Raw genomic sequence first — 23,914 nt, 5'->3', positions numbered from 1 at the left:
ACGTATCTCTTATTTTTCAGCCTGCCTGCCCGTCATAGAACATTTTAACCAGTCTGAAATACGCTTCCTCCGCGTCGTACCGGTATATCCCGATAAACGCCTGTTTTGAATCATAGACACGGTATTCCCTGCCATCCTGCCAGGCCGCCGGCTCTCCGCAGCTCCTGACCTGTTCCGGACACAGACAGCCGCCGTTCCGGGCAGCCTGATCCCCTTCCGGTTCCGCCTGCAGCGCCGGAAGCGAACTGAACACCTTGTCCAGCGGCAGGATACATTCTCCAAGTCTGGCCTGGTCTGACAGAAGCTGCACCTGGGATAGCCTGAAAGCATCTTTCCATTCAAAACGGCCCACCCTTGTGCGGGTCAGATGCTCCATGCAGCCGCCGCAGCCCAATGCTTCCCCGATATCATGGCAGAGCGTCCGGATATATGTGCCCTTTGAACAGGTCACCCGGAGCCAGGCTCTGGGAAATTCTGTTTTCATGACTGTTATTTCGTAAAAATGAACCGGCCGTGCAGCTCGTTCTACCTCTTTGCCCTCCCTGGCCAGCTCATACAGTTTTTTACCATTCTGTTTCAGGGCCGAATACATGGGAGGGACCTGAAGCTGTTCCCCCAGAAAGGCTTCCGCACATCTGCGCACTTCTTCCTCTGTGCAGGACACCGGACGACTCTCCCTGATGATCCCTCCTGCATCCTGGGTGTCCGTCGTCACACCCAGAAGCAGAACTGCTTCATATGTCTTTGTCTCACCGGCCAGCATATCACAGAGCTTCGTGGCTTTCCCCAGACAGACAGGAAGAACGCCTTCCGCATCCGGATCAAGCGTTCCTGTATGGCCGATTTTCTTCTGTTTTACAATTCCCCGGAGCTTCGCTACCACGTCATGAGATGTAAAGCCCGGTTCCTTGTATATATTTATCAATCCGTTAATCATCTGCTTCCTGCTCTTTTAATTGTTTTTCCACATAAAGGCTGATATTATTCACCACATCATAGGGCAGTCCCTGCATCGTACAGCCTGCAGCCCTTTTGTGGCCGCCGCCGCCGAACACCATGGCAATTTCGCTCACATCTACCCTTGCCTTGGAGCGAAGGCTCACTTTAAATGTCTGGAATTCCGTTTCGTACAGAAAGATAGCCACTTCCACGCCGATTGTATTGCGCAGCTGGCTGACAATCCCGTCCATATCTCCGGGATTCAGACCATAAAAGTCCATCTCCCGCTGCCGTACCACTCCTACAATGCACTTTCCGTCCAAAAGCATGATGCTTTCCATCAGCGTCCTGCCCATGATCTGGTTCTGGGCATAAGTTTTCTGATAAAAGGATTCATCCACAATTTCGGAAAACGGGATTCCTTTTTCCATCAGCCCCGCGGCGATGCGCATGGTCCTGGGCGACGTGCAGGAATACTGGAAAACGCCTGTATCGTGGACAATACCTGTATAGAGCGCCTCCGCACAGGCTCTGGAAATCTTATCCTCTTCCAGAAATCCCCAGACCACCTCACTGGTAGAGCTGGCTTCCGGATCATTGTACAGCCAGGTGTATTGTTCCTGATTCGTAATATGATGGTCAAAACAGAGGGTTTTCCCTGCCGTCTCCAGATACGGTCCGGCCACGCCGATCCGCTCTCTGCTGCTGATATCCAGCAGTATCAGCAGATCATATTTTTTCTCAGTATCACATTCCGTATGTATCTGGTCCAGCCCCTCTATGTAGCTGAACACCTCCCGGACCGGCTGCAGATATACATCAGCCCTGACATCCGGGAAATTGTCCCGCAGATACAGCCAGACTCCCATACAGGAACCGATACAGTCGCCATCCGGGTTCACATGGCCCGCGATGGCAACTGTCTTGATCTCTTTCAAGTAATCGGCAAGATTATGCATCTTCTTCTCCTTTTTCCTTCTCCCTGACAGTATCAATCAGCTTTGACATATTCACTCCATATTCAATAGATTCATCCAGCACGAAGGACAGCTCCGGAGTATTCCGCAGATTCAGGTTCTTGGCCAGCATCCGGCGGATATAGCCCTCTGCACTGCAAAGGCCTGCAATCGTATCTGTCTTCGCCTTATCGTCTCCCAGAACGCTGATATACACCTTACAGGTCTTCAGGTCGGGAGCCACTTCGGCGCCTGTCACAGAGGTCATCAGCGCGATTCTGGGGTCTTTAATCTCTCCCCGTATGATCTGGCTCAGCTCTCTCTGCACTTCTCCATTGATTCTGGTATTTTTTATGCTGTTTTTTCTCACTCTTTTACCTCAATTCCGCCTACCTGGGTACTTCCACCATAATATAGGCTTCTACCTGATCCAGCTCCTGGATGTCGTTGAAGCCGTCGAACACCAGGCCACATTCGTAGCCGGTCTTGACTTCTTTTACATCGTCCTTGAAACGCTTCAGAGATGCCAGGGGGCCTTCGAATATCTGCTTGCCCTCCCGGGTAATCCGGACAGAGGCGCCTCTCTGGAAGATGCCGTCCAGCACATAGCTTCCCGCAATCGTACCGACGCCGGAGGCCTTGAACAGCTGGCGGATTTCCGCATGGCCGATCACTTTCTCCTCGAAAACGGGGTCCAGCATGCCCTTCATGGCCGCTTCCACGTCTTCAATCGCCTGGTAGATCACGCGGTAAAGGCGCATATCCACGCCTTCCTGCTCCGCAATGGCTTTTGCCGTTACGTCCGGACGGACATTGAAACCGATCACGATGGCATTGGACGCTGCTGCCAGAGTCACATCTGACTCATTAATGGCGCCGACGCCGCCGTGTACGATCTTAACCACCACCTCTTCATTGGACAGCTTCACAAGCGACTGTTTTACCGCTTCCACGGAGCCCTGAACATCTGCTTTCACAACGATGTTCAGTTCCTTCAAGTTACCTTCCTGAATCTGGCTGAACAGATCATCCAGAGACATCTTCGCTTTTGTATCTTCCAGCAGCCTGTTCTTCCCTTCGGATACGAAGGTGGCCGCAAAGTTCTTGGCTTCCTTGTCTGTCTCGGTGGCCACCAGGATCTCTCCCGCGTTGGGCACATCATTCAGGCCGAGAACCTCCACTGGAGTGGAGGGACCAGCCTCCTTCAGCCTCCTGGAATTCTCATCCATCATCGCACGCACCTTACCGGAGCAGGCTCCGGCAGCGATATAATCTCCCACATGCAGGGTGCCCTTCTGAACCAGAATGTTGGCCACAGGGCCCTTGCCCTTATCCAGTTTCGCCTCCAGCACCAGGCCGCGGGCATGCCGCTTCGGGTTAGCTTTCAGCTCCAGCACCTCGGCCGTCAGAAGAATCATCTCCAGCAGGTTGTCAATTCCTTCATGTGTCTTGGCAGACACCGGGACAAATACGGTGCTCCCGCCCCAGTCTTCTGGAATCAGTTCATATTCAGACAGCTCCTGTTTTACGCGGTCCACATTGGCGCTGGGCTTATCAATTTTGTTGATTGCAACAATGATCTCTACACCCGCTGCTTTTGCATGGTTGATCGCCTCAATGGTCTGCGGCATAACTCCGTCATCGGCAGCCACCACCAGTACGGCAATATCCGTTGAATTGGCCCCTCTCATCCGCATGGCAGTAAACGCCTCATGGCCGGGCGTATCCAGGAATGTGATCCTCTGGCCGTTAATGGATACGCCATATGCGCCGATATGCTGGGTAATCCCGCCGGCCTCACGGTCTGTCACATGGGCGTCACGGATGGCATCCAGAAGTGAAGTCTTACCATGGTCAACGTGACCCATGACACAGACTACCGGAGGACGCGGCACCAGAACGCTTTCATCCTCATCTTCTTCCTTCAGAAGCTCTTCAATCACGTCTATCTTTTCTTCCGGTTCTGCAATGATGTCGTATCCCAGAGCGATTTCCTGAGCCTTCTCGAAATCAATTTCCTGGTTTACCGTGACCATTATGCCATCCAGGAACAGCTTTTTAACGATTACGGACGGCTGCAGCTTCATCTTCTCAGCCAGTTCCCGAATCGTCATCTTCTCCGGAAGGATGATCTCTTTGATCTCCTCCTTCTTCTCCTCCCTTGGCTTGTGAGCCGGTTTCTGGAGTGCCTTCGGAAGATTCTGGTTCGGCCTCCGCCCCTGGTTCGGGCGATTGGCGCCGCTGCCGCGGCGGTCGCTTACAAATTTATTCTCTCTCAAAGAATCTTTGTTTTTGTCTTTGTCCTTATGGCTGGTATCTCTTGAGGGTTTCTTCAGTCCTAAATCGATTGTCTCGGGTTTCTTGTCCCTGTCTGTTCTCGGTCCGCGGCTGCGGTTGTCAAATCCACCTCTGTTATCGCCGTCTTTTCTGTCATTGCGTCCCTGGCCTGCGTACCCGGGGCGGTTCCCCTGGCCCGGACGGCTCTGGCCCGCGTATCCGGGACGGTTCCCCTGGTTTCTGTCTCCATAAGGTCTCTGCGGACGGTCTCCCTGGTTCCTGTCCCCGTAAGGTCTCTGCGGACGGTCTCCCTGATTCCTGTCCCCGTAAGGTCTCTGCGGACGGTCTCCCTGGTTCCTGTCCCCGTAAGGTCTCTGCGGACGGTCTCCCTGGTTCCTGTCCCCGTAAGGTCTCTGCGGACGGTCTCCCTGGTTTCTGTCCCCGTAAGGTCTCTGCGGGCGGTCTCCCTGGTTCCTGTCCCCGTAAGGTCTCTGCGGGCGGTCTCCCTGATTCCTGTCCCCGTAAGGTCTCTGCGGGCGGTCTCCCTGATTCCTGTCCCCATAGCTTCTCTGCGGGCGGTCTCCCTGGTTCCTGTCCCCATAGCTTCTCTGCGGGCGGTCTCCCTGGTTCCTATCCCCATAGCTTCTCTGCGGGCGGTCTCCCTGGTTCCTGTCCCCGTAGCTCCTCTGCGGACGGTCTCCCTGGTTCCTGTCCCCGTAGCTCCTCTGGGCGGAATCGCCCTGGCTCTTCGGCTGACGGTCCTCTGCCGGCCGTTCATTCGATGACTGCTCAGCAGACGGCCGCTCATTGGGGATGCTTCGGCTCTCCGCACTCTGTGCGGCTACCTGGGGACGGGCTGCCGCTGCCGGCTGGCCTGCTGCAGTTCCTGCCGGCCTGCCTTCCGCCTTTTCCTGAACCGGACGCTCTCCGCCTGCCGGCCTGCTGCCTGAGGGGCGTGGTTTCTGACCCGGACGCCTGTAATTTTTTGCTTCTTTACTTGTGGCGTTCTGGGGACGGAACACCTGTATGATATTTGATTTTTTCTTTGGCGCCTCTGCGGGGGCCTCTCTTTCTTCCTTCTTTTCAGGCTGGGAAGAAAATGCCTTTCTTACCATTGCCTCCTGGTTTTCTTCCAGTGTACTCATATGGCTTTTAACCTCTATCTTTTTTTCTTTTAAATATTCCATCACTTTTTTGTTGTCTATGTTTAACTCCTTCGCAAGCTCATGTATCCTTATTTTTGGCATCTGCTGCACCGACCTTTCCTACTTTCCTCACTGCTCGTTTAACTGTTTCTCAATTGCCCCTGCAAGATTTTCGTCCAGCACTGCGAGGCAGGCCCGGTATTCCTTTCCAATGGCTCTTCCCAGCTCATCTTTGCTGAGGAAGCACCGGAACGGCACCCGGTAATATGCGCACATATTCCCAAATTTCTTTTTTGTGTTATCGGAGGCGTCCTCCGCTGCCACGACAAGGTGTGCCCATCCCTGTTTCACAGCTTTTTCGGTTGCAAATTCACCGCTTGCGACTTTTCCCGCTTTCATCGAAAGTCCGATCAGGGAGGCTGCTTTCTTACTGTTCAAACGCATCCATCTCCTTTTTCAGATTTTCGTAGATCTCCTCCGGAATCTTCATGCCCAGAGAACGTTCCAGACCCTTATTCCTGGCGGCCATCACCAGGCATTCCGGGTTTTTGCATAAATAAGCGCCTCTTCCGTTTTTTCTTCCTGTGATATCCAGAAGGATCTCTTCCTCCGGGGTCTTCAGAATCCGGATCAGCTCTTTTTTGCTCTTCATTTCATTGCATCCGACGCATTTTCGCATCGGCACCTTACGAATTGTACTCAACAAATCCCTCCCGTGCTATTTCATTCAACTGACGGCTCCTCTTCATAGCCGTCATAACCCTCTTCTGTATAATCTTCCTCATACTCTCCGTCGTATTCTTCATCGTACTCTTCTTCATAAAAATCGAAATCCCCCGCTTCACGCGCCTGGGTCTCGCTCTTGATATCTATCTTAAAGCCCGTAAGCCTTGCGGCCAGCCTCGCGTTCTGTCCTTCCTTACCAATTGCCAGGGAAAGCTGGTAATCCGGGACAATAACCTTGGCTGTCTTCTCATCCGGATCAGCCATGACGGAAATGACCTTGGCCGGTGAAAGGGCGTTCTCAATCATCAGGGCAGGGTTCTCATCCCAATTGATGATGTCAATTTTCTCTCCCCTGAGTTCTTCTACGATGGAATTCACACGGATTCCATTCATGCCGACGCAGGCGCCAACGGCATCTACGTCCGGATCGTTGCTGTACACGGCGATTTTAGTCCGGGAGCCTGCCTCTCTGGCGATGCTCTTCATTTCTATGATTCCCTCTCTCACCTCTGCCACTTCGGACTCAAACAGCCGCTTTACCAGTTCCGGATGTGTTCTGGAAACCAGGATCTTAGGTCCTTTCGGCGTATCCTTGACCTCCAGCACATAGAGCTTGATGCGCTCGCTGGATTTGAAGGTTTCGCCCTTAACCATCTCATTCTCAGTCAGGAGTGCATCCACCTTGCCCAGGTTGATGCTGACGTTCCTTCCCACATACCGCTGCACGATACCCGTAACCACATCATGCTCTTTTTCATAATACTGGTTATAGAGGACTTTCCTCTCTTCCTCACGGATCTTCTGCAAAATGACATTCTTGGCATTCTGTGTGGCAATGCGCCCGAATTCCTTGGACTTGATCTCCACATTCACGATATCGCCCACTTCATACTTGGGATCACGCATCTTGGCGTCCGTCAGGCTAATCTGAAGGACAGGATCTTCCACGTCTTCCACAACTTCCTTCTCCGCATAGACGGAAAAATCACAGGTTTCAGGGTCAATGTTTACTTTTACATTATCCGCTTTTCCGAAATGATTTTTACAGGCCTGCAAAAGTGACTGCTCAATTGCCTCAAGAAGCGTTCCCTTGCTGATGTTCTTTTCCTGCTCCAGGATATTTAGTGCTTCCATTAACTCTGTGTTCATTTTTTCTCTTTTCCTCCTGATATTCAAGTGCGCTTTTCTGCGCTGACTGCTCTGCCGCCTGAAACCTAAAACTCAAATGCGAGTCGGATCAGCGCCAGCTCCGGTTTCTGGAATGTCATCTGCCGGCCGTCCTCCAGTTCTATAGTCACACTGCTTTCATCATATGCTGTCAGAACCCCATAGAATTCTTTTTGTCTGTCGACCGGACGGAAGGTGCGAATCTCCAGCTTCTTCCCCATGCTTCTGGCATAGTCCTTCTCCTTCTTCAGCGGACGGCCCAGACCTGGCGAACTCACCTCCAGAATATAGGAATCCTCAATAAAATCTTCCTCATCCAGCTTATCCCCAAATGCCCGGCTCACTGTCTCGCAGTCATCGACTGTGATCCCGCCTTCCTTGTCAATGTACGCCCGGAGATACCAGTTGCTTCCTTCTTTCACATATTCCACATCCACGAGTTCAAACCCATTTGCCGTAATAATCGGTAAAAGCAGGATTTCCGCCCTCTTTTCATAGCTCTCTTTTTTACTCATGTTTTCCTCCGGCGGCGATCTGTCGGGTTGCTTTCCTGAGACGCCGCTTCACACCAATAAAGAAGAGTGGACCCGCGTCCACTCTTCAACTAGTAACCTTTTTAACATATTCAGTATAGCACCCAATTCCTGTAATTGCAAGTAGTTTCCGGTAAATTACTGAAAAAGTCACCCCGGGCAGCAATAAATTGCATATCTCGCCATAAAAGAATTGCCTCTGGTGTCATGCACGATAATCGTCAGGTAATTTTTACCTTCCACAAATACTGTCTCATATTCCATCCTGCCATCCGCTTCTCCCAGCAGGACTACTTCGTTTCCACTGTTATTCCTGACTGTAACATTTTCCGCTTCAATCGGGATGCCCCAAAAATCTTCAGCAATGATTGCGAATCTCCAGACCGTTTGATCAACAGTCATATTTCCCTTTAAGTTTTCAAAAGAAACACTCGGAGATCCTGCCTCTCCGTCACCTCCAAGATCCGGCGGTGGATCTGTATGCATGCCGTCATCACTGCCGCTTTCGGTGGGACTCGGTGTTGGTTCCCTTGTCGGTTCCTTTGTCGGTTCCGGACCCACAGTCACTGTCGGCGTTGGAGTCTGGGGAACTGCCGGCTCTGGCGTCTCCGACACAACCAGTTTATTATCCGTTTCCAGTCCAGTGTCCGGTTCAGGTATGTCTGTAACAGCAGTTCCGCCGCCGCTGCCATCACCAGAATTTTCTCCGGCTTCCTCACTGGCGGTGACAGTATCGTCGTTCGGATACGACTCCAAATACTCTTCATCATTCTCCGGATACGGTGTATTCACGACTTCATTCTCCTGAACATATTCAGATCTATTCTGTTCCCGTTCTGTATCGTCCAACCTGTTGACAAACAATCCGCTTTCAATCTTGATCTGCGCGGCAGCTTCCCTATCATTCTTGTATTCAGTATAATCCGGGTAGCTGGCCGATCCTACCACAAAAATACAGAAAACAACAACAAAAACAACTAGTCCTGCCTTTAATACCGGTTTCACTGTTCTTTATCACCAAACCCCTTTTCCTTTATATTCACATCCAGTTGGTTATACGGGATTTCAATTCCCTCAGAATCAAAGCTTTCTTTAATACGCTCATTCATCTTCCATTTTACCGGCCAGTAATCCTCTGTCTTCACCCAGGCGCGAAAACCCACGGTAACAGCGCTCGCATCCAAAGAAGCTACAAACACCTGACGTTCTTCCTGTTCGATCCTTTCGTCCTCATCCAGCAGCTCCAGAAGAATGTTCTTTGCCCGATGCATATCTGCCTGGTAGGAAATGCCCACCTTGATCTCCAGCTTCCGTTTATCCATAGCCGTTACATTTGTTATTGTATTATCTGTCAGAGCGGCATTTGGAATCATGATCACCTGGTTGTCAATGCTTGTCACCGTCGTATAATACATTTCTATTTTCTTGACGGTACCCTCCACCTCTGCCGCCGGGACCAGTATATAATCCCCGACCCGGAAAGGTTTCAGCAGAAGGATGAGAACGCCTCCGGCGAAATTAGACAGCCCGCCCTTCAAAGCCAGAGATATGCCCACGCCGGCTGATGCGATCACCGCCGCAATCGCTGACGCTTCCACTATATGAAGCTGCACAACTATTGTTATAACGGTAAAAATCAGCGTACCGTATCTCACCAGAGAGACAATAAAGCTTTTCACCGACTGTTCTACGTGCAGCTGGTCCATCCTTTTTGACAGCCACTTACACAGCTTTTTAATCAGCTTGCTGACCACATAATAGATCAGCAGGGCGAGCAGAACACGGATTAAAAACTTTAATGCGGTGCCGCCTGTATCCTTCAGCCAGGTTTCCAACGCCTCCCACGTAAACATTTGTTGTTATTTCTCCTCTTTTTCGAACTTTTCCTCCAGCTCCTCTTTCAGGTTCTTCGCCTTTGCCGCTGGTTTCTTCTTGCGTTTTGCGGACTGGTTATCCGCCAGCTTTTCTACCGCCTTCGTATACTGGTATATGGAGATTCCAAGCGGCGGTATCTTTACCTTGATGGAATTCTTTCTCTCATCCCATTCTTTTTCACGGCTGAATTTCACTCTGGGGTTAACCGCTCCGCTTCCTCCGAAAGTCTCCGCATCACTGTTGAAAATTTCTTTGTATTTGCCCGCATAGGGCACTCCGATCATATAGTCATCGTATTCCACATTGGAAAAATTGCACACGATCAGCAGTGTATCTTCCTCTCTCTTCGTCTTGCGGAGGAAAATCAGAAGATTTTTTTCCCATTCCAGGCAATTGATCCATTCAAAACCATCCGATGAAAAATCCAGCTCATAGAGGGCGGGATGGCTGGTATACAGTTTCACCAGCGCCTGAGTGTATGCCTGCATCTGACGGTGCTCCTCCTGCTGAAGTTCCGGCCAGTCCAGTTCTCTCTTTTCAGACCATTCCGGCTCTTGACCGAACTCCTGCCCCATAAAAAGGAGCTTTTTCCCAGGATGCGCCACCATGTAGCCGTAGGCAGCCCGCAGGTTGCCGAACTTCTGCTCTGGCGTACCAGGCATTTTATTTAACAGCGTCCCCTTGCCATGCACCACTTCGTCGTGGGACAGGCTCAGGAGGAACTTTTCACTGTACGCATAGACCATGCTGAACGTCAACTCATCATGATGTGCCCCCCGATAAACCGGATCATAACGCATATATCCCAGGAAATCATTCATCCATCCCATATTCCATTTATAATCGAATCCCAGCCCGTCGCTGTCCAGACTGCCCGTAATCATCGGCCAGGCTGTGGACTCTTCGGCAATCATGAGAACTTCTGGATACTTTTTCTTCATAATGGAATTCAGATGTTTCAAGAATTCCACTGCTTCCAGGTTCTCGTTGCCTCCATAGATATTCGCGACCCACTCGCCGTCGTTTTTTCCATAGTCCAGATAGAGCATGGAAGCCACTGCATCCATCCGGATACCATCCGCATGATACTTATCCGCCCAGAACAGCGCATTGGAAATCAGGAAATTTTTCACCTCCGGACGGCCGTAATTATAGATCAGGGTTCCCCAGTGGGGATGCATTCCTTTTCGCGGATCCTGATGCTCATACAGGCAGGTGCCGTCAAAAGCCGACAGCCCAAACGTATCCTTCGGGAAATGTGCCGGCACCCAGTCCAGTATCACACCAATTCCGGAACGGTGCATATAGTTCATAAAGTACATGAAATCTTCCGGAGTCCCGTATCGGCTGGTCGGCGCATAATAACCCGTTACCTGGTATCCCCAGGACTCGTCCAGCGGATGCTCCATGACAGGCATCAACTCCACATGAGTATAGCCCATATCCCTCAGATAATCTGCCAGCAGGGGAGCCAGCTCCCGGTAATTGCAGAATTCCCGGCCCTCCTCCTCTGGCTTTTTCCAGGAACCTAAGTGCATTTCATAAATAAACATAGGCCTGTCCGGCCGCTGGAGCTTCCTCTGTTCCTGCATCCAGCCCTCGTCATCCCATACAAACCGTGTCAAATCCGCAACCACAGAGGCTGTATCCGGCCTGAGTTCAGCGGCGTTGGCATAGGGATCAGCCTTCAGGTAAGTAAGCCCGCCTTTCGCCTTGATTTCATATTTATATAAGGCTCCGGCCTCCAGTCCCGGAAGGAATATTTCAAAAATCCCGGAATCCAGCCGGTTCATCTGATGGACACGGCCGTCCCAGCGGTTAAAATCACCTACCACGGAAACCCGGACGGCATTTGGTGCCCAGACGGCAAAATACACACCCTCTACTCCGTCAATTGCCATCGGGTGGGCGCCCATTTTTTCATAGATCCGGTAACACACCCCGGCCTGGAACTTGGCTTCCTCTCTCGCAGTGATCCGCGGCGGAAAGGCATAGGGATCAAGCACTTCTTTTCCACCCCGTTCTCCGCCCAGCACATACATATATTTGGGAATCTGCCTGCCTTTCAGCAGTACGGCGAAAAATCCGGCTTCGTCCTCCAGCACCATGGGGTGAAGGCGGTTATCAGAAAGGGTTTTCACGCTCACCCGGGTTTCACCAGGAAAAAAGCACTGGATCAGTATCCCTTCCGGAGTTACCCTGGGTCCCAGAATCTCCCTTGGATGATCCTCCTCCGAGTATACGACCGCCTCTATCTCCGCCCAATCCATCAAATCATATAGTTTATCTTCCATTCTGCCGCCTCCCTCTCTGTTTTTCTGAATCTCCTGCGATCTCTTAACAGATTCCTCTGATCTTACTCTTCCGTATCGGCTGTCACAAACCTGGTTGCCGTCAGTTCCTCCGGCTTCCGGTTCAGAATATCCATAAACTCATCTCCCGTGATGGTCTCTTTTTCATAAAGGAATTTTGCCAGCTCATGAAGCTTGGAAATATTCTCCTGTATAAGATTCCGGGCTTTCTCAAATTGTTTCTTCACGACTGCCACGACCATCTCGTCAACTTTGCCTGCGGTGCTCTCCGAACATGCCAGAGACGTATCGCCGCCCAGATATTTATTAGTGACAGTTTCCAGCGCAACCATGCCAAAGCTGTCGCTCATCCCGAATCTGGTAATCATAGCTCTGGCCATCTTGGTCGCCTGCTCAATATCATTGGCAGCGCCCGTAGTCACAGAATGAAACACCAGATCCTCGGCCACACGGCCGCCGGTAAACGTGGCGATCCTGTTCTCCAGCTCTTCTTTGCTCATCAGGTTATGTTCTCCCTCATCCACCTGCATGGTATAACCCAGCGCTCCGGATGTCCGGGGTATGATCGTGATCTTCGTAACTGGCGCAGAATGGCTCTGCAGCGCCGCAACCAGGGCGTGCCCCGTCTCATGGTAGGCAACGATCAGCTTTTCTTTGTCCGTGAGTATCTTATTTTTCTTCTGATATCCTGCGATAACGACCTCAACGCTCTCTTCCAGGTCAGACTGGCAGACGAACTTCCGTCCGTCGCGGACAGCGCGGAGCGCCGCTTCGTTAATCATATTTGCCAGTTCAGCGCCGCTGGCGCCGGACGCCGCCCGCGCGATCGCGTTAAAATCCACGTTGTCGCTGATCCGTATTTCTTTGGCGTGAAGCTTCAGGATTTCTTCTCTGCCCTTAAGATCAGGAAGCTCAACCGGAACTCTACGGTCGAACCTTCCCGGCCGCAGCAGAGCCGGGTCCAGGGAATCCGGCCTGTTGGTTGCAGCCAGAATGATGACACCCTTCCGCGCGTCAAAACCATCCATCTCAGCCAGAAGCTGGTTCAGTGTCTGTTCACGTTCGTCATTTCCAGAAAAACCGCCACCGTCCCTCTTCTTGCCGATTGTATCAATCTCATCTATGAATACGATACAGGGAGCTTTTTCATTGGCCTGTTTAAACAGATCCCTGACCTTGGCTGCACCCATACCGACGAACATCTCCACAAATTCCGAACCGGAAATAGAGAAGAACGGAACATTCGCCTCCCCGGCAACCGCCTTAGCCAACAGAGTCTTGCCGGTTCCCGGAGGCCCTACCAACAGGGCGCCCTTGGGCATCTTGGCACCGATTTCTGTGTATTTCTGTGGGTTGTGAAGGAAATCTACAATCTCTGTCAGAATCTCCTTGGCTTCATCCTCTCCCGCCACATCTGAAAATTTAATTCCGGTCTCAGACTGGACGTATATTTTAGCATTGCTCTTGCCGAAGCTCATGGCATTGCCCATGCCGTCACCCATCCGTTTGGTTACGGAACGCATCAGAAGCTGTCCCACCAGGATCACCAGGACGATCGGGATCACCCATCCCAGAAGTGCTGAGAGAATTGGGGACATTTTCGTGATGATGGGGGTCTGGTACTCTGTAATGCCTGCCTCCTCCAGCCTGTCCACAAGCTTGTAATCCTCCATCAGCCCCGCCTTATAATAATTCTCCGGTTCTGACTTATCCCCAAAGGTCACTACTCGGTCATCGTAATTTACCTCCGCTTCCTTGATCTCTCCGCTTCCCAGCATCTCAAGGAACTTGCCGTATCCAACTTCTTCCACCTTGGTTTTTGAAAGATTCGGCACTAAAAACATATTTAAAAGCAGCAGCACAATTAACGCAATTCCATAGTAAAACATAATTGGCCGCCTTGGCTTTTTTACTTCTTTCATCTTGTCTCATCCCCTTTCACAGCTTTTATTTTTAGTATCTCCCATGCGCTTTTTAAAGTCAAGGGAAACTGATTGTATTCACGAAAATTTCATGGATTTTAGAAAATATTTTTATTATTATCTGTCGATTCGGGGAATTTCAAAATTTCCTCAGCTGATCGCCTTCCTCTTCACCTGTATTTTCAATAGAACGCACAATCACATAATATCCTGCATTGTCATTGATTTTCACATAGACCCGGTCTCCTGCCCGATGACCCATCAGCGCCGCGCCGAGGGGGGAATCGCTGGTAATCAGCCCTTTTAACGAATTCCCCCGGACAGATGTCACAATCTTATATTCTTCCGTCTCGTCATCGTCTTCAAAATAGACAGCCACCCGCTTATTCAGGCCTACCTCGTCCTCTTTGGAGGTATCTTTTATAATCACTGCCGTCTTAATCATGTTTTCCAGATAACGTATGCGGCTCTCATTCTGATTCTTGTCCTTTTTTGCAGCGTAGTATTCAAAATTCTCACTGAGATCGCCCTGCGCCCTCGCCTCTTTTACAGCCTCCAGCGCCTGCCTGCGCACTACCAGCTTCCGGTAATCGATTTCTTCCTGCATCTTGTCGATGTCACTCTGCGTCAGTCTGTCGTGCATGGCTTTGCTACCTCCTGCTCCTGCGCCCTAACCGGCCTGCGTTTACCTGTATAAGAATCAACCGTAATCCTTGCCACTGTCACAATGCCCGCAAGCCTCTCTGTAAATGAAAACTCTCTGCCTGTCATGCATCTCATCAGAACAGCCAGAGCCTCTGTCTTTTCCTCCGGACTTTCCACGATTTCCGCACGGCCGCTCCCCATGATACTGGCATATCCATACCCATACTGGCACGGGACATTGCCAGGGATCAGATAGTGATCACAGTCCATTTCAAAAGCCACACGGCCATTCTCCCGGAGCAAATCCCACTTTTTGCCCTCAAGGCTGCCATGTATATACAGTGTCAGTTTTCCCTCTTCCATAGTATAGCCATAATTCATGGGTAAAATATAAATATCCGCTTTATCATGCATACCAATATGTACTACTTCACAGTGATCCAGCACGTATCGTATCTCATCCATCTCAGTAATTTCTCTGTCTCTTCTTCTCATTTTTAACCTCCCGGGCGTAATAGAAAATACTTTGTCCTAAGTATAGCCCACCCCTAATTTAAATACAACAATAAAAATCACGGTTTTGTGGCGAGGGGGGGAGGTTCCCCGCTGCTTTTCTGGCTGTTCCAGACGGTACAATGGCTCTCGCCAGGGGTGGAGACCCCGATGGTCTCAGGCGGTAAATTTTCGATATTTAATAAAGAAATACTGGCGCCAGTCGGCCGCGATAAGCCAGTAATTACTGTCTGAAACCATCCTGATGACACTTTCGGAGAACTTGGGTGAGGAGTTTTAGATCACCAGAAGGGTTGGAAGCAAAACCATAATTCAACTGTGAACGCTTACCATTTTTCATTCTTTGCCTCCCGGAAACAATTTGGAATAAAGTTTAAGTATTTATTTACAATTTCTTGTCCAGATGGCATAATAGAGATGAATTCTTATAGAAAACAGCAAAGGAATCCATTATGAGCAAAAAGAAAAAAATTATTATTCTAGCCTCTTCTGTCGGCGCAGTCGTCTGTATTCTGCTGGCCGTCGTTATTTATCTGACTTTGGGCAGTAAATACCGGAGTGAGTTTTTTCCAAATACGACTATTAACGGCGTGGACTGTTCTAACCTTACAATACCCGAGGCAGAGAAAAAAATTCTGGCCTCTATTGAAGACTATACTCTGGAGATTCATTTCCGGGGCGGGGATACTGAGTCCATCAGTGGTGCTGATTTTGATTTCACTTACCACTCAGACGGCTCCATCCAGTCTCTTCTGGAGCAGCAGGACCTTTTCTCCTGGCTCAGTGAATCCAGAAAAGAACATACATATACGATTGCCACTTCATACACTTATGATGAAGAACTGCTTGCTGAATGCGTAAATGAGCTTCCCCCTCTGCAGACCGCTTCCATGACGGCTCCGGCAGACGCCCGTGTGGAGTATAAAGACAACCAGTATACTGTGATCGATGCCATCGAAGGGAATACTCTCGATCCCGGGGAAGTTTTGGAGGCTGTGACCGAGGCGATCACAGGCAGTCTTTCCGAGCTTGATCTGGAAAAAGAGGGGCTTTACGCAAAGCCGGCAATTTCCTCCGACGATGAGGGTCTGGCAGCACAAGCAGCGTTGCTGAATGAATTTGCCAATGCCCATGTTACCTATAATCTGCCTGACGGTTCCACCGCAGAGCTGACCCCTGATATGCTGCGGAGCTGGCTGGTTCAGAATGAAGACGGAACCTATACCAGAGATGAGGCAAAGTATGAAGAAAATCTCCGGAATTTTGTCACAGATTTGGAAACTAAAACAACTGCTACCACTGGTGACCCGCTCTTTGATACGACTTTGGATGGAACCATTTCGATCCCCTATGGGGAGCTGAGCACATATACCGGCTACCAAATGGATACAGAAGGCGAACTGGCAGCATTAAAAACCCAGATTGCCGAACATCAGATAATCACCCGCGAACCCGTCTATCTCACAAAGGGCGGCGGAACAGGCAACCATGGTGTGGGGGATACTTACGTGGAACTGAATCTCTCCCGCCAGCATCTGTGGTATTACCAGGATGGGGCGCTTGTATTTGATACAAATATCGTATCCGGCTCCATGAGCACCTGGCGGTATACTCCTCCCGGCTGGTATAAACTGGCGTCCAAGTCCAGCCCGCACACCATGAAGGGAGAGATTGATCCTGCCACCAACAAGCCTATTTATACTGCGAAATGTACTTATTGGATGAACTTTATCCCCAGCGTGGGAATTGGTTTCCATGACTATGATACGGGACGCTCTGACTGGAGCAGTTCTGCGTACATTTACAACGGCTCTCACGGCTGTATTAATATGCATATGAGCGACGCGGCGACCCTCTATGGAATGTTGGAGGTCGGCACTCCTGTAATCGTGTATTACTCTGAGCCATTTACTCTCAGAAAGGAGCTCTCCCCTGCGGAAAAATATGCCCAGAACGGCGGCGGCTCCGGAAGTTCCACACCGACACAGGCGCCAGATCCCACGCAGACTCCGGCGGCTCCGGATCCAACTCAGCCTCCGGCGACTCCCAATCCAACTCAGCCCCCGGCAACACCAGATCCCACGCAGACTCCGGAACCTACTGATCCTCCGGTAACTATTGAACCAACAGACACTCCGGAGCCTTCCGAGCCTCCGGTGACCTCTGACCCGTCACAGCAAACTGGCGGTTAATTACAGGTAAGAATTGACTTTACTTCAGGGCCGCCGCCTGATGGATGATCTCTCATCTATCGGGCGGCGGTCCTTTTAGTCGTTCCAGTTCACCTTAACGCCCAATTCTCCAGCCAGATTTTGTACCATCACCTTTTTGACCTGTTCCCTGTCCTCATACTGTCCCAATGCCCACATGAGCTTAGTGATGGCCGCCTCTGACGTCATATTGCCTGTTTCTACGGCTCCCTGTTCCACTACCCGCCGGCCCGTTTCGTATACCGAAAAGTCACTTCCTTCATAAAGGCACTGGCTGCCAACAGCCACCACCATTCCGCGGCGTACTGCGTTTCCTATCGCCTCCGTCAGATCTCTTCTGACAAACGGCACGCCGCCGATGCCAAATCCTTCCACATATACCCCTTGACAACCTGCCTCTTCCATCTGCCGGAACACCAGTGGCGAAATTCCCGGAAAGAGTTTCAGAAGAAATACTGCTCTGCTGAAACAGTCCCGCAGCCCACATCCCCGCTGGCTTCTTTCCGCCAATTCAGGATTAATCACCAGGCCGCCGCTGTCTATTCTTGCAGCGTAAGGGTAATTGATACTTTCAAAAGCGTCAAAACTCCTGGTTTTTACCTTGCTCGCACGGGTTCCCACTATGATTTTGCGGTTAAAGGCCACATAGACCCCGGGGCATCTGCTGGCCGCCATATACAACGCCGCCCGGCAGTTTTCCGTCGCATCTGCAATAGGGTTCTCAATCGGTACCTGGCTGCCTGTCAGCACTACGGGTATCTCTATCCCGGGAAGTGCAAAAGACAGAGCGCTTGCTGTATAGGCGAGCGTATCTGTCCCGTGTATGACAACAATCCCGTCATAGGCTTTCCGGCGGATATATATCCGCCGGGCGAGCTGCGTCCATTCTTCCGGCTGTACATTGGAGCTGTCCAATGAAAACAGCTCCTCCTCATCCACTTCAAATCCGGCTGTAAGGCCTGAGATCTTTTTTAGTATCTCACTTCCGCCCAATCTGGGAGACAGACCGTTCCCACCATGCGATGAGGCGAGCGTCCCCCCTGTGCTGATCATTAAAATTTTGCTATTCATAGATCCTCTTTGTCTTTTTTTTATTGCCCGCCAATACGCTGTTGTGGATTGGCGCGAACCATTCCTCCGCATCTCCGGGGAGCATGTGTTACGGCATATTCTGGATCATTCCCCCTGTTTTATTAGAAACAGCGATGGAATCCAGCGTGATCTCCAGGTTTTCACTGCCCGCGCTCAAGGTATATGTCTCTCCCAGCTTTAATTCCGGGGACGTCAGGACCACACAGGAATATTGCACAGCCGGGGACCAGCTGAGAAAAGTTTTTCCCGCTGAATCTGACAGTGTAACCGTGCTGCCCGCCTCCTGGCTCTCATCCAAGACCCGCAGAATGGAGCACTGGGAAGAACTGCTGCTGAAACCCTGCGCCATCCCTGAACTTCCCGAGGCCATAAGGACTCCACCTGTCACCTCAGCAATGCCGTTATAGTCAAGGACGCTGTCCCCTTGGCTGGCCGTACCGTTAATACAGACGGTACCCCCGGAGAGAAAGAGGCTTCCATTTGAATCCAGGCCGTCGCCTCCGGCTGTCACTGTGAGCTCACCTCCGGTAATTTTAATATAAGCATTTGAATCATTTTCTATACTCCCTCTGCCCGTATCTCCGCCGCCAGGCATCTGACCTCCGCGCCTGCCGCCTGCCGCCGGCATTTCGCCATCTTCAGATAATTCTCCTTCCGGCATCCCGCCAGCCTGAGGCAATTCCCTGCCGGGCAGTTCTTCAGCCTGAAGCAGCTTTCCATTCTGAGACAGCTCTCCATTCTGCGGTTCTCCGTCCAGGGACTCTTTTTCATCTGGCATATCGCTATTCTGGAGCGCTTCGCCGCCTGGCTGCATTTCTCCCTCTTGCCTTGACGTACGATCCTGATTTCCCGTGTCTGACGCATTTTTAGGAGCAGCCGCATTTATGGCATCATCACTGGCCGTAATGTCAACAGTACCTCCGTTTATCACAACCCGGTAGCCTTCCAGCCCTTCATAGCAGGAATTCACCAGAACCGTCCCTTCATTTATAACCACGTCTGCATCCGCATGACAGGCGTCATCGCCGGACTCTACGATGAGATCTCCTCCGTCAATGACGATGCTGCCTGACGCGTGGAGACTGTCGTCCTCTGTCCGGATTGTAAATTTTCCTCCTGCAATATATATATTTCCCAGGGTAGAATCATCTGTATTTTCCGCTTTAATCCCTTTACCCTCACTGTTCAGCACAAACACCCCATCCGCGATTTTAACACTGTCTTTACCAGACAGGCACTGGCTGACTGCATTCACAGTGATACTTCCTCCGGTGATCACCAGATCATCCTTTGAAACAATTCCATGCTTATATTCCGCGTTAATTTCCAGACTCCCTGCTCCATTTAGAGTCAGGTCAGCTTTACTGAATATCGCACCGTCCACAGTGTTTTCATCAGTATCCGTATATTCTGCTCCTCCGCCCAATACATTCCTGCTGCCTTCTGCAAGTGTGAGAAAAACCTTATCCGCCTCCCGGATATAAATTGCCGCACTAGTTCCGCAGTATATTTCCGCATTTTTCAGAACGATCTGTATTTTTGCGCTGTCAGATGCGTCCACCAGAATCTGTCCGTCGTTCAAGTGTCCGCTCACCACATAAGTTCCTTCCTCGCTGATTGTAACCGTATTGCCTGACACAGATACGCCGCGGCCATCCGCAGAAATACTGTTCCCTTCCAATTCAATCTGAACAGCCTCCGACTCCGTATAGCTGCTGTCCCGATCGCGTTCCGTAAATTCCCGGCCGATCTCAGAGCCAGCCAATTCCATATTCTGATCCGTCTCTTCTGCATTGTCCCTGTTTCCTGCATCTGCTTCTCCATCTAAAGAGGAGGCTGACGTTTCCCCGTCTCCACTGTCTCCGGCACAGCCGCACAGCATCGCCGCCATCAAGACGGCCGCAAGTAAAGCCATCAAAAGTTTTTTTCTATATTTTGTATCAGTCATAATAATTCCTCCCTGCCTGCAGCCATCCTGCTGCAGAGGATTTCCAGATTCCCGTTGCGGCAGCGCAGCCCATCTATCATTTTCTTCTCATCCGCTGCGTTTTTCATCTTCACCTGGTATTCCAATTTAAACAGGCTGCCCATATTACTGGTTTTCACACAGACCAGATCCCATTTTTTCAGGTATTTATTAAAAATGTCATCAAAAACCTCTGTATAGTCCAGGGATTCCGGTATCGTTATCCTCAGGGACCGTTCCAGAACATTTCCCGCTCCAAACGGGCTGACGGTAAACACTATACTGGCAATACCCAGCACAGCCACAAACAGAACGGCGATGGCCAGATATCCCATGCCTGTTGCCAGGCCGACGGCCATGGCGAGAAATATACTGCTGATCTCCCTGGCCGTTCCCGGAGCCGACCGGAACCGCACCAGTGAAAAAGCGCCCATAACGGCTACCCCCGCCCCGAGATTACCGTTGACCAGCATAATTACCATCTGGACAATCGCCGGCATCAATGCCAGCGTGACCACGAATCCTTTCGTATAGCTGTTCCTGAACATATAAATTGATGCGATCAGGACTCCAAGACCCAGTGAAACTACCGTGCAGATGATGAAAGTGTTTAGTGAAAAAGATGTTGTTGTATCACTCACTACTATTGACTGAAACCAGCTGTCAAGCACAGTCCTGCCCTCCTTTTTCTTCTGTTTTTTGCGCTGCCCGCTCCTGATATGCCCTTCCGTATTTGGAGAAGGAAATGGGATATACTGTAAACTCATCCAGCAATTCACCCAGCCACAGCGGCATGGCCCCGGCGATTTTGATTTCCATAAGCCGGACTCCGGGCTCCAGCAGTTCCTGGCCCCAGGCCCCCTTACTCAGCTCAAGCTGGCTGTCTCTCCAGAGGATATGGCTGTCGAAGGTCAGCCTCAGATCCGGATCTTCCAGTCCGCACAGAGCGACCCTCTCATATGAAATATACATGGCTGGAACCAGATTTTTATAATAGGCAAGGAGCCAGTCTATTTCATGAAGAATCTGTGTATCAAAACCGGGCCTTTTCCAACGGTACAGATAGTCCCAGGCTTCTGACAGAACCATCTTTTCTCTCCGCTTATATACCACGCCTTTATATTTCTTCTTCAATTCCGCAAACACCTCGCTGCATTTTTCAGGCACCCCATAGCTGCGCAGCCGAAGCTTTTCCTTATAGACTGGCTTCTCCAGAGAACTTCTGACCAGCCGTGCGTCCGGCGTGTCAAAATAGATGTTGCAGATCGTTGTTTTCCCGTACTGGTCCTCCGCCGTTTTTCCCTCCAGACGTGTTCTCAGCTGCCGGTATGTATGTTCCTTCAAAAGATATTTCATTTCATACCTTTGAAATGTCATTTGATAATTGCTCATTTTACATTCTCCTAACTGTTATTTTTCTGATTCTTTATCCGAAGTATATCGGATGAACCTTAAAACAGCTTTAAAGAAACAGCGTTTATCTGTGAGGTTTTTGTGAATTTTCCTATATAAAGACTGTGGCCGCTGGCCCGGTCATCATCAATGAGGAAATGCGAAGCAGCCAATGTTCACAAAAAATAGCTGCTGTCCCACCGATGATTTACCATCCATGTCCAGCAGCCTGACAGAAGAAGCGCGGGTGCTTCCAGTTCTTGTTCATTAACGCTTTACAGTACAGGCAGGCGGGAATACCGCCGTGAAACAGATCCCCTGCTCCTGCCGTCTTACGGTGATTCTTCCTTTATGTGCCCGGACAACCGCCTGGGCAACTGAAAGGCCAATGCCATATCCTCCGCTCTCTCTGGAACGTGATTCATCTGCCCGGTAGAACCGGTCGAAAAGCCGGTTCAGATCTCCTTCCATCGGCACCTGACAGCTATTATACACGGAAAGCTGTATCTGTCTCTCAGAGCCTGACAGCTGAATTCTTATTTTTCCCCCCTCCGGGGCGTATTTCATCGCATTGTCCAGCAATATGGAAACCAGCTGGCGGACGGCGTTCTCATCGCCTTTCATCATAAGCTTTTCTTCAATCTCCTCCGTTACCCGGAGCTTCCTGGCCAGCGCTACCGCCGCAAACCCCTCTGCGGCCTCTTTTACGACGCCTCCGCAGGAAAATTCGCCGGTCTGAAGCCCGCTTTCCGCCTCATCCATCTTCGTCAGTGTCAGCAGATGCTGTACCAGCGTCTGCAGACGTTCTACCTGATGATGGATGCTCCTGGTCCATTCGCTTTCCCCTCCGCACATCTCAATCACTTCTGTGTTGGCTGAAATGATAGCGACCGGGGTTTTGATTTCGTGTCCCGCATCTGTGATAAACTGCTTCTGCTTCTCAGCATTTTCGAGCACCGGACGGATGGCCCGCCTGGAAAACAGGATCACCAGAATCAGCACAAGCGCCAGGCAGACCGCGCCCACCAAACAGGAAGTCACCGCGAACACTCTGATTGTCTGCAGATCATTTCCGCAGTCCACAAAGATTGCCAGAATGCCATCCTCCCCTTCAGACAACAGATAACGGTACTGTCCCTGATATCCCTTTTCCTTTCCTGATCCGGCTGCCTTCCCCGCGAGGCTCTTCGCCTGTTCCTCTGTGACCGCCGCAACATGAGAGATGTCCGCTGCCATCTCACCTGAGCCGTCAATCACAACCGAAAAATACCGGGTCTCGAAAGGCGTCTCCGCCGACATCTGAAAGCCAAACAGCCCGTCATTCTCCGGCTTGCCTGGTCTGGGCTGCGGAATCTTTCCATCCGACATATGGCCATTCTCAGGAAAGTTCCCGTTATTGTCCGCGAGCATCGTTAACAGCTCGTCTGATTTCCGGCTGATCTGATAGATATTCATACAGTTAATGGCGATGACCACCAGTGTAAGCACTGCCAGCAGGGACACCATGGTGATCCACACAAACTTTCTCTGAAGCTTCTTTATCATTGCTGCCTCTCCGCCTCCCGGCCTTCCAGCTTATATCCCACACCCCGCACGGCCCTGATCTCCACAGGCGCTCCCAGATTCAGAAGCTTTTTCCTCAGGTATGAAATATATACCCACACCACATTTAGTTCCACGTCTGAGTCATAACCCCAGATCTGTTCCATGAACTGCTCCGTGGAAATCAGCCGTCCGGGGCTTCTCATGAGCAGCTCCAGCAGCTGAAATTCCTTGTTCCCCAGGCAGACCCTCTGTTTTCCGTAGCCCAGCTCAAAAGTCTCCCGGTTCAGAGTCAGTCCTCCGAACTCCTGCACATTCGGCGAAAAATCCGTCTTTCTCCGCGTCATAGCCCGGATCCTCGCCAGCAACTCCTGCATGGCGAAGGGCTTCGTCAGATAATCATCCGCCCCAGAATCCAGCCCCAGCACCCGGTCCTCCACCTCGCCCCTGGCAGTCAGCAGTAAAACCGGCACGTCATGCCCCTCCTGCCGCAGCTCTTTCACCACCTGAAGCCCGCTCTTTTTCGGCATCATAATATCCAGAATCAACCCGTCATAGTTCGCCATTGCCGCCCAGGCATATGCTTCCTCCCCATTGTATACCACATCCACCGAATAGTGATTGTGAATCAGAACCGCCTTCAGCGCGCTGGCCAGCTCCTTCTCATCCTCAGCCAGTAACAGTCTCATGATTATTCCCTTC

General features: G+C 50.9%; 21 protein-coding genes. 1 reads left to right on the top strand and 20 read right to left on the bottom strand.

What is annotated here, in order from left to right; genetic code table 11:
• Nucleotides 1–16 precede the first annotated feature (16 nt).
• The 14 genes from truB to H9Q79_RS01795 form a co-directional block, all read right to left on the bottom strand.
• On the bottom strand, nt 17–937 hold the full coding sequence (gene truB / locus H9Q79_RS01860; protein WP_118642490.1) for a tRNA pseudouridine(55) synthase TruB: 921 nt from the start codon (nt 935–937) through the stop codon (nt 17–19).
• Entirely contained in the window at nt 930–1,898 is a 969-nt protein-coding gene (locus tag H9Q79_RS01855; protein WP_118642492.1) for a DHH family phosphoesterase, read from the bottom strand. Before H9Q79_RS01855 ends, truB begins: the two co-directional genes overlap by 8 nt.
• The gene (rbfA, locus tag H9Q79_RS01850) at nt 1,891–2,265 is read right to left on the bottom strand and encodes a 30S ribosome-binding factor RbfA (RefSeq protein ID WP_118642494.1); all 375 of its coding nucleotides are present in this window, start codon (nt 2,263–2,265) and stop codon (nt 1,891–1,893) included. The genes H9Q79_RS01855 and rbfA overlap by 8 nt, the downstream gene beginning before the upstream one ends.
• A 19-nt stretch (nt 2,266–2,284) precedes the next feature.
• On the bottom strand, nt 2,285–5,419 hold the full coding sequence (gene infB, locus H9Q79_RS01845; protein ID WP_249329082.1) for a translation initiation factor IF-2: 3,135 nt from the start codon (nt 5,417–5,419) through the stop codon (nt 2,285–2,287).
• A gap of 27 nt (nt 5,420–5,446) precedes the next feature.
• Nucleotides 5,447–5,761 carry a L7Ae/L30e/S12e/Gadd45 family ribosomal protein gene (locus tag H9Q79_RS01840; RefSeq protein WP_118647985.1) on the bottom strand — a complete coding sequence of 105 codons (315 nt, stop codon included), beginning with the start codon at nt 5,759–5,761 and terminating at the stop codon, nt 5,447–5,449.
• Nucleotides 5,745–5,996 (bottom strand): RNase P modulator RnpM, encoded by a 252-nt coding sequence (rnpM, locus tag H9Q79_RS01835; protein ID WP_408646472.1) that lies wholly within the window; start codon nt 5,994–5,996, stop codon nt 5,745–5,747. Before rnpM ends, H9Q79_RS01840 begins: the two co-directional genes overlap by 17 nt.
• Before the next feature lie 44 nt (nt 5,997–6,040).
• Nucleotides 6,041–7,192, bottom strand: a complete 1,152-nt coding sequence (gene nusA, locus H9Q79_RS01830) for a transcription termination factor NusA (protein WP_118647981.1) — start codon at nt 7,190–7,192, stop codon at nt 6,041–6,043.
• A 65-nt stretch (nt 7,193–7,257) separates the two neighbouring features.
• Nucleotides 7,258–7,725 (bottom strand): ribosome maturation factor RimP, encoded by a 468-nt coding sequence (locus tag H9Q79_RS01825; protein ID WP_118647979.1) that lies wholly within the window; start codon nt 7,723–7,725, stop codon nt 7,258–7,260.
• A gap of 168 nt (nt 7,726–7,893) precedes the next feature.
• Nucleotides 7,894–8,748 carry a hypothetical protein gene (locus H9Q79_RS01820; protein ID WP_118647977.1) on the bottom strand — a complete coding sequence of 285 codons (855 nt, stop codon included), beginning with the start codon at nt 8,746–8,748 and terminating at the stop codon, nt 7,894–7,896.
• Nucleotides 8,745–9,596: a mechanosensitive ion channel family protein gene (locus H9Q79_RS01815; protein WP_118647975.1), complete on the bottom strand. Its 852-nt coding sequence runs from the start codon at nt 9,594–9,596 to the stop codon at nt 8,745–8,747. The genes H9Q79_RS01820 and H9Q79_RS01815 overlap by 4 nt, the downstream gene beginning before the upstream one ends.
• 6 nt (nt 9,597–9,602) lie before the next feature.
• A complete protein-coding gene (gene glgB / locus H9Q79_RS01810; RefSeq protein WP_249329081.1) occupies nt 9,603–11,912 on the bottom strand; it encodes a 1,4-alpha-glucan branching protein GlgB in 2,310 nt (769 codons plus the stop codon).
• A gap of 62 nt (nt 11,913–11,974) precedes the next feature.
• On the bottom strand, nt 11,975–13,852 hold the full coding sequence (ftsH, locus tag H9Q79_RS01805; protein ID WP_118647973.1) for an ATP-dependent zinc metalloprotease FtsH: 1,878 nt from the start codon (nt 13,850–13,852) through the stop codon (nt 11,975–11,977).
• Between the two features lie 139 nt (nt 13,853–13,991).
• Nucleotides 13,992–14,495: a GreA/GreB family elongation factor gene (locus H9Q79_RS01800; protein ID WP_118647971.1), complete on the bottom strand. Its 504-nt coding sequence runs from the start codon at nt 14,493–14,495 to the stop codon at nt 13,992–13,994.
• On the bottom strand, nt 14,480–14,992 hold the full coding sequence (locus tag H9Q79_RS01795; protein ID WP_118647969.1) for a pyridoxamine 5'-phosphate oxidase family protein: 513 nt from the start codon (nt 14,990–14,992) through the stop codon (nt 14,480–14,482). Before H9Q79_RS01795 ends, H9Q79_RS01800 begins: the two co-directional genes overlap by 16 nt.
• A gap of 470 nt (nt 14,993–15,462) precedes the next feature.
• On the opposite strand from H9Q79_RS01795, the gene H9Q79_RS01790 reads away from it, so the two are divergent.
• Nucleotides 15,463–17,202, top strand: coding sequence for a L,D-transpeptidase family protein (locus H9Q79_RS01790; RefSeq protein WP_118647967.1), 1,740 nt, complete (start codon nt 15,463–15,465; stop codon nt 17,200–17,202).
• Nucleotides 17,203–17,277: 75 nt separating this feature from the next.
• Here the strand turns inward: H9Q79_RS01790 and H9Q79_RS01785 are convergent, their stop codons facing one another.
• The 6 genes from H9Q79_RS01785 to H9Q79_RS01760 form a co-directional block, all read right to left on the bottom strand.
• Entirely contained in the window at nt 17,278–18,291 is a 1,014-nt protein-coding gene (locus tag H9Q79_RS01785) for an asparaginase (protein WP_118647965.1), read from the bottom strand.
• An 88-nt stretch (nt 18,292–18,379) separates the two neighbouring features.
• Nucleotides 18,380–20,260, bottom strand: coding sequence for a carbohydrate-binding domain-containing protein (locus tag H9Q79_RS01780; RefSeq protein WP_118647963.1), 1,881 nt, complete (start codon nt 20,258–20,260; stop codon nt 18,380–18,382).
• The gene (locus H9Q79_RS01775; RefSeq protein ID WP_118647961.1) at nt 20,257–20,949 is read right to left on the bottom strand and encodes a DUF4956 domain-containing protein; all 693 of its coding nucleotides are present in this window, start codon (nt 20,947–20,949) and stop codon (nt 20,257–20,259) included. Before H9Q79_RS01775 ends, H9Q79_RS01780 begins: the two co-directional genes overlap by 4 nt.
• A complete protein-coding gene (locus tag H9Q79_RS01770; protein ID WP_118647959.1) occupies nt 20,942–21,670 on the bottom strand; it encodes a polyphosphate polymerase domain-containing protein in 729 nt (242 codons plus the stop codon). The genes H9Q79_RS01775 and H9Q79_RS01770 overlap by 8 nt, the downstream gene beginning before the upstream one ends.
• A 267-nt stretch (nt 21,671–21,937) precedes the next feature.
• The gene (locus H9Q79_RS01765) at nt 21,938–23,215 is read right to left on the bottom strand and encodes a sensor histidine kinase (protein WP_118647958.1); all 1,278 of its coding nucleotides are present in this window, start codon (nt 23,213–23,215) and stop codon (nt 21,938–21,940) included.
• Nucleotides 23,212–23,901, bottom strand: a complete 690-nt coding sequence (locus H9Q79_RS01760; RefSeq protein ID WP_249329080.1) for a response regulator transcription factor — start codon at nt 23,899–23,901, stop codon at nt 23,212–23,214. Before H9Q79_RS01760 ends, H9Q79_RS01765 begins: the two co-directional genes overlap by 4 nt.
• Between the last annotated feature and the right edge of the window lie 13 nt (nt 23,902–23,914).

The organism is Wansuia hejianensis (genome assembly GCF_014337215.1).
Lineage (GTDB): Bacteria > Bacillota > Clostridia > Lachnospirales > Lachnospiraceae > Scatomonas > Scatomonas hejianensis.
The sequence above is the reverse complement of the archived record's forward strand: the minus strand, read 5'-3'. Positions and strand labels throughout refer to the sequence as shown.